Source organism: Variovorax sp. GW821-FHT10D07, assembly GCF_059415325.1.
This window is the reverse complement of record NZ_JBWKMZ010000002.1, coordinates 424,872-437,564: the sequence shown is the minus strand read 5'-3', so window position 1 is coordinate 437,564 and position 12,693 is coordinate 424,872. Positions and strand designations below refer to the sequence as shown.

Sequence of the window (12,693 nt, the reverse complement as noted above, 5' to 3'; positions counted from 1 at the left end):
CCCTGCCTTCGGTTGAATGCCCTCGATCGCGCGGTGTGGCCGATCGGGGCATCCAGCTATCTTAGGCCCTGTTCCCGCATGCTTCGATGACGCTCGAATGAGCGCCGGCTCACCATGCCATCTGCCGCCAAGGGCTGTGCTCGTGCGAGAGCAGGTGGGCCGTGGCGCGCTGGAAGGTGTCGGTGTCCTCGGCGATGCGGTCGAGGTCGTGGGTGGCGAGCCAGAACGCGCGCCCGACCACGAAGCTGTCGCCGAAGTCGCGCCACGACTGGTAGGCGGGCTGCGCGAGGCGCGCCGCGCTCGCGATCGCGTTCCACGACTCCTCGGCGCGCAGCAGCCGCGCGTCCTGGATCAGCCGGTGCAGCTGCACCAGCCGGCCCATGTCCCAGGCCATGATGCTCGCGGGCAGCGGCCGCGGCAGCTTGTCGAACAGGCCTTCCTCGGCGGCCTCGTGCCAACTTTCGTAGTAGTCGCGCGTGCTTTCGAGGTCGAGGCCGCGTGCCACGGCCTCGCCGGGCAGCGCCGCGAGGTTGGCTTGCGCGACCGCCGCCGCGTCGCTTCGGCTGCCACGGTAGAGGCGTTCCACGCGCGGGTTCACCACCGCGTAGTGGGCGCGATGGCCTTGCGAGAGCAGCGACTCGGTGACCTCGCGCGCGCTGCCGGCACCGGTGACGCCCCAGGCCGAGGCCAGCAGCGCCACGGCGGTGGCGCGGTCGGATTCCGCGGTGAGCGCATTGATCGGCAGGTAGGACTCGGCCGCATAGACCGCGCCGAGCGCGAGGCCGCGATGCTGCGCGGGCGTCAGCGGCGTGCCGTCCTCGAGCCGATTGAAACTGAATGAAAAAAGCTTGCGGACCTTGTCCAGAAATCCCATGGCGCCGTCCCCTTGTGTTCGCCTGTGCGGGCGTAGGCTAGGTGCGCCGGGCGTGCGGCACCAGTGCCTAAAGTCATTCGGCGGCGCGGCGCGTGCTGTGTAGCATCGCAGCGTCGTGCAACGCCACGGCGCCGTTCGTTCCATCGCATCCGCCGCCATGTCCAGCACCGAACCTCTCGCGCAATCCAGCTTCCTCTACTTCACGGGCCAGGGCTCCGACAAGGTCTACCAGGTCCACCTGCGGCCGAAGGACGAGGGCTGGGTGGTCGACTACGGCAATGGCCGGCGCGGCGGCACGCTCGCCACCGGCACCAAGACCAGCAGCCCGGTCGGCTACGAGGCCGCGCTCAAGATCTACCAGAAGGTGGTGAAGGAGAAGACCGGCAAGGGCTACACCACCGATGCCTCGGGCGCGCTCTACACCGCGTCCGAGTTCGCGGGCCGCAGGAGTGGCGAGCTGCCGCAGTTGCCGACCCTGATCGCCGAGACGCAGCTCGCGCGCTACCTCGACGACCCCTGCTGGGGCCTGCAGGAAAAGGCCGATGGCGAGAACCGCATGCTGCTGATCGAGGAAGGCGCGGTGCGCGGCACCAACCGCCGTGGCCTGTTCGTCGACATCCCGCAGGCCTGGGTCGCGACCGCCGCGCTGCCGGCCGGCCGCGCGGTGATCGCGGGCGAACACGTGGGCGACGGCTTCCTGGCCTTCGACCTGCTAGAGGCCGGCGGCGAGGATCTGCGCGCGCAGGCTTTCGTCGAACGCTTCCGCCGGCTCGAGGCCTTCGCGGCCGCGCTGCCATGGATGGCCGTGCTGCCGCTCGAGACCGAGGCTTCGGCCAAGCACCGGCGCGCGGCCGAGTTGCGTGCCACGCATGGCGAGGGCTTCGTGCTCAAGGCGCTGGCCGCGCCCTTCACCGCGGGGCGCAGTGCCGCGAGCTTGAAGTTCAAATTCCAGCAGAGCGCCACCTGCGAGGTGCTGCGCGTCAATGCGCAACGCTCGGTGGCCGTGGGCCTGCGCGACGAGGCCGGCGTGCTGGTCGATCTCGGCAACGTGACCGTGCCGCCGAACGAGGCGCTGCCCGTGCCCGGCACGCTGGTCGAGGTGCGCTATCTCTATCGCTATGCGGGCGGCAGCTTCGAGCAGCCGGTCTATCGCGGGCAGCGGCCCGACATGGCGGCCGAAGATGCACTGCTCACGCAGGTCACGCGCATCAAGGACCGCGGTGCGGTCGCGGAAGAAGAGCGCGACGACGGGAGCGACGTCGCGTGAGGGGCCTGCACCGCATCGCCTGCGGCCTGGCCATGATCGTCGCGCTCGCGGGCTGCGATCGTCCGGAGCCGCCGCCACCGTTGAGCAAGGAGGCGCAGATCACGCGCGATGCGCCGCCCGAGCTGATGTTCCGCGGCACCTTCGCCGGGCGGCCGATCCACCTGGTCGTGAACGATTGCGAGGTCTACAGCGTGCGCAGCCTCGAGGGCGGCGAGGTCGAATGGACCTCGGTGCTCAAGCCCGAGTTCTATCCCTTCTTCAGCGTCTGCCAGCGCCAGTCGCTGCAGGTCGAGGGCAGCGTGATGACGGCCAAGCTGGGTCGCATGGCGGTCGGTGCTGGCGGTTGCTGCGCCACCGGCGGCACCTACCGCTCCACCGACGGCATCGCCTGGAAGCGGACCGGGTACTGACACCCGGCAGCCGCGACGCGGCTCAGGCCACGACGATGCGGCCCGGGTCCGCCGAGCGCAGGATCTCGGCGCGGTCGCCGGTGGGCGGATAGATCCACTCGGTGTTGATCTGGTGCTTGAGCGCCTTGGCCTCGGCACCTTCCATCTTCACTTCGCGCGACCAGCCTTCGGTGTACACGGCGCCCCAGGGACCGAGGTCCAGGCAGGTCACGTACTTGGGCTGCGAATAGGCGATCTTGGGCAGTCCCAGCAGATCGGCCGCGACGTTGTGGCCGGCCGAGCGTCCGAGCGCCATCGCGTGCTGGCACGACATCATCGCGACGTTGCCCTCGTCGTCGGTGGCGGCACGCGCGGCATCGCCCGTGACGAAGACGTTCGGAACGCCCGGCACCTGCAGGTTGCGGTCGACGAGGATCCGGCCCGCGGCATCGCGCTCGGCGGGGATCTGCTGCGTCAGCGCGGTCGCGCGCATGCCGGCGGTCCAGATCACCGTCGCTGCCTCGATGCGTTCGCCGCCCGAGGTGGTGATTCCCTCGGCGTCGATGCTCTCGACCTCCACGCCCAGCCGCCAGCTGACGCCTTGCGACTTCAGCGCCTTCTCGATCACCGGTCGCGGGCCCGATCCGAGGTCGGGGCCGATCGCATCGGCGCGCTCGACGACGATCACGCGCGGCTCGATGTCGCCGCCCATGATCTCGCGCAGCCGCGCGGGCATCTCGGCCGCGGTCTCGATGCCGGTGAAGCCGCCGCCGACCACCACGATGGTGTTGCGAGCGAGCGAGGAGGGTTGCCTGGCGAGCATGCGCAGGTGCGCGTCGAGCGCCACGGCGTCCTCGTACTGGTCGACGCTCAGCGCGTGCGCATGCAGGCCGGGCACCGGCGGGCGGAAGAGTTGGCTGCCGGCCGCGAGCACCAGCCTGTCGTAGGAGAGCGTCTGGCGCGCCCCCGCGGCGTCGACCACGTCGACCTCCTGCGCATCGGTGCGGATCTGCTCCGCGCGTGCCGCGAGGAAGCGCACGCCGACGGTATCGAACACGGACTGCAGCGGCGCCTTCATCGCCTCCTGCGGTACTTCATAGAGGCGAGGGCGCACATGCAGCGTGGGCTCGGGCGCGACCAGCAGGATCTCCACGCCGTCGTTCGCATGGCCTGCCATGTCGAGGGCGCGCGCGGCGCTCAAGGCGCTCCACATGCCGGCAAAGCCGGCGCCTACAACCAGGATTCGTTGGGTCATTTTGGATGGTTCGGTTCTGTGAGGTTCATGTCCCGCGGCGCACCGCGAAGGGTGCGGTGCGCGCGGGGTCTTCAAGACGATCCGGTGCGGATCGCTTAACTACGACTATACTGGTCGTAGTAAAAAATTCAATCGCCGATTTCATGAACCGACCCCTCGCCATGCTGGGCGCGTACAGAAACATCCTTCGATGCGAGTCCGCGATCGCGGCGGGCGACGAGACGTGGCGCGCGATCGCCGCGCTCATGCTGCCGTGCTATCGCAACGCGCTGAAGGTGCTGGCCCGGGGGCTGAGCGCGGAGGAGCAGCGAACGTTCGAACGGCTGGTCGTCGATGTCCATGTCGACGGCGAATCCATGCGGGTCGCCGCCAACGACCCGAGTTAGACGCACGGCATCGGCTCGTGCATATCCGCAACGTCAACCCAAGGAAGACCTCTCATGAAAACCGCATCGCTCGCACTCGCTCTTTTCGCCTTCACCGCCGCGGGCTCCGCCGTCGCGGCACCGCCCGAGCCGCAGCGCGAAGTCATCGTTCCGGCCTTCGCCCACGCGATCGCCAACGTGCCCGGCAAGACGCTCACGGCGCTGGTCGTCAGCTACGCCCCCGGCGCGAAGACGCCCGCGCATCGCCACGGCCAGGCCTTCGTGGTGGGCTACGTGCTGGAAGGCGCGATCCGCAGCAAGCTCGACAACGGCCAGGAGGTCGTCTACCGCGCGGGCGAGAGCTGGACCGAGCAGCCCGGTGCCCACCACGCGGTGAGCGACAACGCGAGCGCCACCGAGCCCGCGAAGCTGCTCGCGATCTTCGTGGCCGATTCGAAGGAGAAGAACCTGGTCACGCTCGACAAGAAGTGAGTGCCGCCGCGCGCCGCGCAGCGCGAGGGGTGGCTCAGTTACGATCCGCCCCTCCATTCCCACGGGAGCCAGCTTGAGCCACATCAGTGCCGGTGTCGAATACGGACTGCATTGCCTTCTCTATCTGTCGGGGCCTCCCACCGGAGGCACCGAAGCCAGCGTGCGCGACCTCGCCGAGCTCCAGGGCCTGTCGGTGGAGTTCGTGGCCAAGCTCTTCACCAAGCTGCGCAAGGCCGGCCTGACCGAGGCGACCGAGGGTAAGAACGGCGGCTTCCGCCTGGCCAAGCCTGCCGACCGGATCAGCGTGCTCGAGGTGGTGGAAGCCATCGACGGTCCGAAGGCGCTGTTCGAATGCCGCGAGATCCGCGGACGCTGCGCGGTCTTCGACGGCGAGGCGCCGCGCTGGGCGATGGACGGTGTCTGCTCGATCCACGCGGTGATGCTCGAGGCCGAGGAACGGATGCGCCAGGTGCTGTCCTCCCAGACGCTGGCCGACCTGGCCCGGCGTGTCGGCGCCAAGGCACCGCACAGCCATGCGGGCAAGATCGTGCATTGGATCGAGACGCGCAAGGAACAGGCTTGACGCCTTCCCGCTGAGTCCCCGGAAGAGAACCGGCGACCGAAGCCAGGCCCCCGCGAAAACGCGCTCCCCGCGCGCCGTACCGTGCCGCACAATGCGGGCCGACACGCCCCCAAGATCTAGGAGACACCCCGTGGGAGAACTTCTCTCGCTCCTGCGCTTCAGCGCCGGCTCGGGCCATATCTGGCTGGACGAGCAGCGCATGCTGCTCCTGCATGCGCGCGCCTTCGCCGAGCTGCGCAAGGAACTGCTCGATTCGCTCGGCATCGAGCGTGCGCGCGGCCTGCTGGTGCGCATGGGCTTCGCGTCGGGCCTGCGCGACGGCGAGGTGGCGGTGCGCGAGCGCCGCGCCGGCATGCGGGCCGAAGACGCCTTCATGCTCGGCCCGCGCCTGCATTCGATCGAGGGCATCGTCTCGGTGCAGAAGACGCAGCTCGAGTTCGACATCGCGACCAGGCAGTTCTACGGCGAGTTCCTCTGGGAGAACTCGTGGGAGTGCGAGGCCCACGTGGCCGACTTCGGCTATGGCGAGGACCCGCAGTGCTGGTCGCAGATCGGCTATGCCTCGGGCTACACCACGGCCTTCATGGGGCGCATGGTGGTGTTCAAGGAGGTCGAGTGCACGAGCATGGGCGACAGCCGTTGCCGCATCGTCGGCCAGCCGGCCGAGGACTGGCACGACGACCACTACCTCGACTACTTCCGCCAGCACCATGTGGCCGAGAACCTGATCGAGTTCAACCTCGGGCTGCAGCACATCCGCCGGCTGCAACCGCGGCGCGAATACGACCAGAAGCTGGTCGGCGTGTCGCCGGGCTTCCGCGCCGCCTTCGAGCTGATGCGCAGCGCGGTCGACAGCGCGATCACGGTGCTGCTGCTCGGCGAGACCGGCGTGGGCAAGGAGGTGTTCGCGCGCTGGCTGCACGACAACGGCCCGCGCGCGCGCCAGCCCTTCATCGCGGTGAACTGCGCCGCGATCCCGGCCGAGCTGATGGAGGCCGAGCTGTTCGGCGTGGAGAAGGGCGCCTACACCGGCGCCCACCATGCACGCGCCGGCCGCTTCGAGCGCGCGCACGGCGGCACGCTGTTCCTCGACGAGGTCGGCGACCTGCCGCTGGCCGCGCAGGTCAAGCTGCTGCGCGTGCTGCAGACCGGCGAGGTCGAGCGCCTGGGCGCCGAGCAGCCGATCAAGGTCGACGTGCGCATCGTCGCCGCGACCAACGTCAACCTGCAGCAGGCGATGCAGGCCGGGCGCTTCCGCACCGACCTGTTCTATCGGCTCAACACCTTCCCGATCTCGATTCCGCCGCTGCGCGAGCGCACGGCCGACATCCCGGCGCTGGTCACGCGTTTCGTGGAGAAGTACAGCGCGCTCTACGGCAAGAAGCTGCGCGGCCTGACCGACAAGGCCGCGCGCGACGTGCAGAAGCACGCCTGGCCCGGCAACATCCGCGAGCTCGAGAACGTGATCGAGCGCGCCGTGCTGCTGGCACCCGACCACGGCGACATCGAGGCCAGCCACCTGTGGATGTCGCCGCCCGGCACGCCCGACGGCAGCGGGCTCGACGCCAAGGGCCAGGTCGGCGCGCCGGTCGAAGCCGCGGGCGAGGGCAGCGAGCTCGACGCGCTGTGCCAGCGCGTGCTCGAGCAGAACATCGACATCGCCTCGCTCGAGCGGCGCCTGATGCAGACCGCGATGCAGCGCGCCAAGGGCAATCTGTCGCAGGCCGCGCGCCTGCTGGGCATCACGCGGCCGCAGCTGGCCTACCGCCTCAAGAAGGAAGGCCTGCCGGCCTCCTGAGCCGTTCGCGGCGTTTTCACCATTTGATCAAGCTGCACCGCAGCAAATGATCAAACGAGCATCCGGGACTACCCGGTGCTCGCGGCCCGCCGGCATCGCGGGCCTTTGCAAATCAATCACTTAGCCGCGCTGGCACGCCCGTTGCCCCTGTAGGCACGGGCGGCGCCGTTGTCGTCCACCAAGTGATGGATTGAACAAGTGATGCCTTCGATGCCTGCGAGCCACCCCAGCGACAGCGCGGCCCGGATGACCGGCCAGCCCTGTTTCGTGCGCGTGACCGGTACCCGCGACGCCCGCTTCGTCGAGTTCGAGTTCGCCATCGGCGACCCCGAGCTCGCGGTCGAGCTGGTGCTGCTGTTCGACCAGTTCCGCGAGTTCTGCGCCCGCCACGAGGTGCGCCACCTGACGACCGAGGAGGGCGCGCGCCTGGACTTCGAGCGCATGAAGTGGCGCTTCGGCGCGCCCGGCATCGAGCACTGACACGCCCACCCACCGTTTTCCCGAAGACAACCCAAGGAGACACCACCGTGCAAGTCGACATCAAGACCTCGGACATCCGGCCGATCCGCCAGACCTTCTCGCACGTGGCGCGGCGGCTCGGCGACAAGCCGGCCTCGCGCTACCAGGAAGCCACGCTGGACATGCAGCCCACGGCCAACTTCCACTACCGGCCGCTGTGGGATCCGCAGCACGAGCTCTACGACAAGCGCCGCACCGCGATCGTCATGGCCGACTGGTATGCGTTCAAGGACCCGCGCCATTTCTATTACGGCGTCTACACGATGACGCGCGCGCGCCAGCAGGAGGGCGCCGACCGGCAGTTCGAGTTCGCCGACAAGCGCCAGCTGCTGGCGCAGGCCGATGCCGGCGTGCGCGAGTCGCTGCAGCAGGTGCTGGTGCCGCTGCGCCACTACGAGTGGGGCGCGAACATGAACCACAGCTACTGCTGCGGCTACGGCTACGGCACGGCGATCACGCAGCCCTTCGTCTTCGCGGCCATGGACCGGCTCGGCATCGCGCAGTACCTCTCGCGCATCGGCCTGCAGCTCGATGGCAACTCGGGCCAGGCGCTCGACGCGGGCAAAGAGGCCTGGATGTCGCATCCGGCCTGGCAGGGCGTGCGCCGCACGATGGAGAACCTGTTCGTCACCAAGGACTGGTTCGAGCTGTTCGTGGCGCAGAACCTGGTGTTCGACGGCTTGCTGTATCCGCTGGTCTATCGCCACTACGTGAACGCGCAGGGCGCGGCCACCGGCCATGCGCTGGCGATGCTCACCGAGTTCATGAACGAGTGGTTCGAAGAGAACGCGCGCTGGGTCGATGCCACGCTGAAGACCGCGGCCGACGAGTCGCCGGCCAATGCAGCAAGGCTCGCGGCCTGGTACGCCGACTGGCGCGTGCAGATCGCCGAGGCGCTCGCGCCGCTGGCCGCGCTGGCGCTCGGCGCCCAGGGCGCGCCGGCGCTGCAGGAACTCGCCACGGCGCTCGACGCCCGCTTCGCGCGCTCGGTGCGCACCGCCTGAATCACCACCGCAAGGAGACCGTCCCCATGACCACCGCCACCGCCACCGCAGCACTGTCCCGCACGCCGGTCTTCATCGCGCTGCAGATCAGCGAGAGCGCGCGCGCCATCGTCGAGGCCATCGTGGCCGACAACCCCGAGGCCAGCGTCAGCGAGTACCCCGCCATGGTCAAGATCGACGCGCCCGGCCGGCTCACGCTGCGCCGCGCCACGGTCGAGTCGCTGCTCGGCCGCCGCTGGGACCTGCAGGAGCTGCACCTGAGCCTGATCTCGCTGTCGGGAAGCATCGAGGAGACCGACGACGAGTTCTCGCTGCACTGGGGCGCCTGAGCGCGCGCACCCCGACGACCACCGCACCCACAACGACAACGCACAGGACGACAACGCCATGACGACCCCCAACAGCAGCACCGGCAAGCGCCTCGGCCTCAAGGAACGCTACGCCATGATGACCCGCGGCCTCGGCTGGGAGACCAGCTACCAGTCGATGGACGACGTGTTCCCCTTCGACCAGTTCGAGGGCATCAAGATCCACGACTGGGACAAGTGGGAGGACCCGTTCCGCCTCACGATGGACGCCTACTGGAAGTTCCAGGGCGAGAAGGAGAAGAAGCTCTACGCGATCATCGACGCGTTCCAGCAGAACAACGGCCAGTTCAACATCAGCGACCCGCGCTACCTGAACACGCTGAAGCTGTTCCTCACGGGCGTGTCGCCGCTCGAGTACGCGGCGCACCGCGGCTATGCGATGGCCGGGCGGTCGTTCCGCGGCGTGGGCGCGCGCGTGGCCTGCCAGATGCAGTCGATCGACGAGCTGCGCCATGCGCAGACGCAGTTCCACACCATCAGCCACTTCAACAAGTACTTCAACGGCCTGCACGATCCGCAGCACATGCACGACCGCGTGTGGTACCTGTCGGTGCCCAAGAGCTACTTCGAGGACGCGATGAGCGCGGGGCCCTTCGAGTTCGTGACCGCGATCTCGTTCTCGTTCGAGTACGTGCTGACCAACCTGCTGTTCATGCCCTTCATGAGCGGCGCCGCCTACAACGGCGACATGGCCACCGTGACCTTCGGCTTCTCGGCCCAGAGCGACGAGTCGCGCCACATGACGCTGGGCCTGGAGGTGGTGAAGTTCATCCTCGAGCAGGACCCGGGCAACGTGCCGATCGTGCAGAAGTGGGTCGACAAGTGGTTCTGGCGCGGCTACCGGCTGCTGACGCTGGTGTCGATGATGATGGACTACATGCTGCCCAAGCGGGTGATGAGCTGGTCCGAGGCCTGGGAGATGTACTTCGAGAAGAACGGCGGCGCGCTGTTCCAGGACCTCTCGCGCTACGGCATCCGCATGCCCAAGTACCACGAGGTGGCGAGCAAGGAGAAGGGCCGCCTCTCGCATGAGGCCTGGGCCATCTTCAACAACTACGGCCACGCGGCCAACATCAACGTGTGGGCACCGCGCCCCGACGAGATGGAGTGGCTGTCGGCCAAGTACCCCGACACCTTCGATGCGCTGTACCGCCCGCGCTTCGAATGGCTGGCCGCGCAGGAACAGCAGGGCAAGCGCTGGTTCAACAACACGCTGCCGATGCTGTGCCAGACCTGCCAGATCCCGATGGCCTTCACCGAGCCCGACGACCCCACGAAGATCTGCTATCGCGAGAGCAGCTACCACGGCATGAAGTACCACTTCTGCTCCGACGGTTGCAAGGAGGTGTTCGACGGCGAGCCCGAGAAGTACGTGCAGGCCTGGCTGCCGGTGCACCAGATCTACCAGGGCAACTGCTTCCCCGAGGGCACCGACCCGACGGTCGAGGGCTTCAACCCGCTCGCGGCGGTGCTTGACTACTACCACATCAACGCGGGCGCGGACAACGGCGAGTTCAACGGCTCCCCGGACCAGGCGAACTGGGATCGGTGGACGGGACAGGACACCTCGGGCGAGCGCCGCGCCCCGCCCGAGCAAGAGGCGATCGTCGCTTGACCGACAGGGCGAAGCCGCGCTGCCGAAGCCGTCACTCATCAAGGAGAAAACACATGTCCGTCATTGCACTCGCGCCGGGCTACACCGGCACCGTCGCCGATGCCGAGGAGCGCTTCCACGGCAACCGCCTGCTCTACATCGGCTGGGAAGACCACCTGCTGTTCTGTTCGCCCGTGTGCCTGCCGCTGCCCGCGGCCATGCCCTTCGGCGCGCTGCTGTCGGAGGTGCTGCCCGGCGTCTACGGCAGCCATCCCGATTTCGAAAAGATCGACTGGACCACGGCCGAGTGGTTCGACTCGGGCAAGCCCTTCGTGCCCGATGCCGCGAAGTCGCTGGCCGACAACGGCCTGGTCCACAAGTCGGCGATCCGTTTCCGCACGCCGGGCCTGCGCGGCATCGAGGGTTCGTGCAGCTGAGGCTGCCCACCGAGCAAGGAGCGATGCCATGAGCTTCCAGATCATGATCGAGCCGCTGGGCCAGGGCGTGGCGGCGCGCGACGGCCAGACGGTGCTCGATGCCTGCCTGCGCGCGGGCGTGTGGCTGCCGCACGCCTGCGGCCACGGGGTGTGCGGCACCTGCAAGGTGCAGGTGCTCGAGGGCGAGTGCGATCACGGCGATGCCTCGAACTTCGCGCTGATGGATTTCGAGCGCGACGAGGGAAAGATCCTGGCGTGCTGCGCGATGGCGCAGGCCGACCTGGTGATCGAGGCCGAGATCGACGAGGACCCCGACGCGCGCTTCCTGCCGCTCGAGGACTTCGATGCCGAGGTGGTGGAGGCGCGCATGCTGACGCCGACGATCCGCGGCCTGTGGCTGCGCACGGAGCGCGCGGCCTCGTTCCAGGCCGGGCAGTACGTGATGCTGCAGGTGCCGGGGGTGGAAGGGGAGCGCGCCTTCTCGATCGCGAATGCGCCCGGCGACGACCTGATCGAGCTGCACATCCGCCGCGTGCCCGGCGGCCGCGCCACGGGCTGGCTGCACGACGCGCTGCAGCCGGGCCAGCGGCTGCGCTTCACGGCTCCCAACGGCCGCTTCTTCGTGCGCAAGTCGGCGCGGCTGCCGATGATCTTCGTGGCCGGCGGCTCGGGGCTGTCGAGCCCGAAGTCGATGGTGCTCGACCTGCTGGCCGAGGGCTGCACCTTGCCGATCACGCTGATCCAGGGGGCGCGCAATCCCGAGGAGCTGTACTACCGCGAGCTGTTCGAGCAGCTGGCGGACGCGCATCCGAACTTCACCTATCTGCCGGTGCTGTCGGAGCTGCCCGAAGGCTCGGACTGGGCCGGTGCGCGGGGCTATGCGCACGAAGCGCTGAAGGCGCATTTCGCGAACGACTTCCGGGGGCACAAGGCCTATCTGTGCGGTCCGCCGCCGATGACCGAGGCCTGTATCGCGACGCTGATGCAGGGGCGGCTGTTCGAGCGCGATATCTATACCGAGAAGTTCTTTACGGCGGCGGATGCGGCTTCTGCCGCGCCTCGCAGTCCCTTGTTCAAGGCGCTCTAGATGCCGTGGCTTCGTTTCATCGAGGAGGCGTCGGGGCGGGCGCACGCCGACGGGGTACTCCCCTCCGCGAATGTCCCCCGCCTTCGGCTCCTCCTTTATTTCGCTGCGGGGAGTACCCCATCGACGTGCGCCTGGACGCGGCCGTCAAACCGGCTGCACTACCGCTGCGTCCCCCGTGCACAGGGCAGTGGGTGCTTCCCGCAGCGAAATAAAGGAGGAGGCCGCAGGCCGGGGGACATTCGCGGAGGGAAGTACCCACTGTCCTGTGCACGCGTCCCCGACCAACCAAGAAAAAACATGCCCTTCTCGATAGCCATCGCCAACACCAGCGAGCAATACGACTGCCAACCCAACCAGACCCTGCTCGGCGGCATGGAAAAACTGGGCCGCAAAGGCATCCCCGTCGGCTGCCGAGGCGGCGGCTGCGGCGTCTGCAAGGTCCGTATCGAATCGGGCCATGTGCGTCACGAGCGCATGAGCCGCTGCCACGTCAGCGCCGCGGAAGAAGCCCAGGGCTACGTGCTCGCCTGCAGGGCCTATCCGCAAAGCGACCTCGCACTGCGCGCCGTCGACAAGTTGGCCCGCTGCATCGAACGGCATGCAGCAACGGCTTCCAGAAATTCCAGTTCCCCCACCTGAACCTTTTCAACCACCAAGGAGA

General features: G+C 68.3%; 15 protein-coding genes. 13 read left to right on the top strand and 2 right to left on the bottom strand.

Annotation, left to right across the window (positions count from 1 at the left end; translation table 11 throughout):
* Nucleotides 1-109: 109 nt before the first annotated feature.
* Complete coding sequence (locus AC07PU_RS07340) at nt 110-874, bottom strand: DUF1266 domain-containing protein (protein ID WP_177239316.1); 765 nt, start codon at nt 872-874, stop codon at nt 110-112.
* 157 nt (nt 875-1,031) lie between these two features.
* Between AC07PU_RS07340 and AC07PU_RS07335 the strand changes: the two genes are divergently transcribed.
* Both AC07PU_RS07335 and AC07PU_RS07330 read left to right on the top strand, forming a co-directional pair.
* Nucleotides 1,032-2,141 (top strand): hypothetical protein, encoded by a 1,110-nt coding sequence (locus tag AC07PU_RS07335; protein WP_495316455.1) that lies wholly within the window; start codon nt 1,032-1,034, stop codon nt 2,139-2,141.
* Nucleotides 2,138-2,551 (top strand): hypothetical protein, encoded by a 414-nt coding sequence (locus tag AC07PU_RS07330; protein WP_495316453.1) that lies wholly within the window; start codon nt 2,138-2,140, stop codon nt 2,549-2,551. The genes AC07PU_RS07335 and AC07PU_RS07330 overlap by 4 nt, the downstream gene beginning before the upstream one ends.
* A gap of 22 nt (nt 2,552-2,573) precedes the next feature.
* Here the strand turns inward: AC07PU_RS07330 and AC07PU_RS07325 are convergent, their stop codons facing one another.
* Nucleotides 2,574-3,785, bottom strand: a complete 1,212-nt coding sequence (locus AC07PU_RS07325; RefSeq protein ID WP_495316451.1) for an NAD(P)/FAD-dependent oxidoreductase — start codon at nt 3,783-3,785, stop codon at nt 2,574-2,576.
* Nucleotides 3,786-3,946: 161 nt separating this feature from the next.
* Between AC07PU_RS07325 and AC07PU_RS07320 the strand changes: the two genes are divergently transcribed.
* The 11 genes from AC07PU_RS07320 to AC07PU_RS07270 all read left to right on the top strand — a co-directional run bounded on the left by AC07PU_RS07320 (nt 3,947) and on the right by AC07PU_RS07270 (nt 12,671).
* Complete coding sequence (locus AC07PU_RS07320; protein ID WP_495316449.1) at nt 3,947-4,171, top strand: hypothetical protein; 225 nt, start codon at nt 3,947-3,949, stop codon at nt 4,169-4,171.
* Nucleotides 4,172-4,225: 54 nt separating this feature from the next.
* Complete coding sequence (locus tag AC07PU_RS07315; protein ID WP_495316447.1) at nt 4,226-4,642, top strand: cupin domain-containing protein; 417 nt, start codon at nt 4,226-4,228, stop codon at nt 4,640-4,642.
* 73 nt (nt 4,643-4,715) lie between these two features.
* Nucleotides 4,716-5,225: an RrF2 family transcriptional regulator gene (locus tag AC07PU_RS07310; RefSeq protein WP_495316445.1), complete on the top strand. Its 510-nt coding sequence runs from the start codon at nt 4,716-4,718 to the stop codon at nt 5,223-5,225.
* A gap of 91 nt (nt 5,226-5,316) precedes the next feature.
* Nucleotides 5,317-7,023: a sigma 54-interacting transcriptional regulator gene (locus tag AC07PU_RS07305; protein ID WP_495316442.1), complete on the top strand. Its 1,707-nt coding sequence runs from the start codon at nt 5,317-5,319 to the stop codon at nt 7,021-7,023.
* 201 nt (nt 7,024-7,224) lie between these two features.
* Nucleotides 7,225-7,503 carry a phenol hydroxylase subunit gene (locus AC07PU_RS07300; RefSeq protein WP_431512344.1) on the top strand — a complete coding sequence of 93 codons (279 nt, stop codon included), beginning with the start codon at nt 7,225-7,227 and terminating at the stop codon, nt 7,501-7,503.
* A gap of 47 nt (nt 7,504-7,550) precedes the next feature.
* Nucleotides 7,551-8,546, top strand: a complete 996-nt coding sequence (locus tag AC07PU_RS07295; RefSeq protein WP_495316439.1) for an aromatic/alkene monooxygenase hydroxylase subunit beta — start codon at nt 7,551-7,553, stop codon at nt 8,544-8,546.
* Between the two features lie 26 nt (nt 8,547-8,572).
* A complete protein-coding gene (locus tag AC07PU_RS07290; protein ID WP_203205412.1) occupies nt 8,573-8,875 on the top strand; it encodes an MmoB/DmpM family protein in 303 nt (100 codons plus the stop codon).
* 58 nt (nt 8,876-8,933) lie between these two features.
* The gene (locus tag AC07PU_RS07285; RefSeq protein ID WP_495316437.1) at nt 8,934-10,529 is read left to right on the top strand and encodes an aromatic/alkene/methane monooxygenase hydroxylase/oxygenase subunit alpha; all 1,596 of its coding nucleotides are present in this window, start codon (nt 8,934-8,936) and stop codon (nt 10,527-10,529) included.
* 53 nt (nt 10,530-10,582) lie between these two features.
* Nucleotides 10,583-10,945 carry a phenol hydroxylase subunit P4 gene (locus AC07PU_RS07280; protein WP_296777653.1) on the top strand — a complete coding sequence of 121 codons (363 nt, stop codon included), beginning with the start codon at nt 10,583-10,585 and terminating at the stop codon, nt 10,943-10,945.
* Nucleotides 10,946-10,973: 28 nt separating this feature from the next.
* A complete protein-coding gene (locus AC07PU_RS07275) occupies nt 10,974-12,032 on the top strand; it encodes an NADH:ubiquinone reductase (Na(+)-transporting) subunit F (protein ID WP_495316434.1) in 1,059 nt (352 codons plus the stop codon).
* Between the two features lie 297 nt (nt 12,033-12,329).
* Complete coding sequence (locus AC07PU_RS07270; protein ID WP_495316432.1) at nt 12,330-12,671, top strand: 2Fe-2S iron-sulfur cluster binding domain-containing protein; 342 nt, start codon at nt 12,330-12,332, stop codon at nt 12,669-12,671.
* The last annotated feature ends 22 nt before the right edge of the window (nt 12,672-12,693 follow it).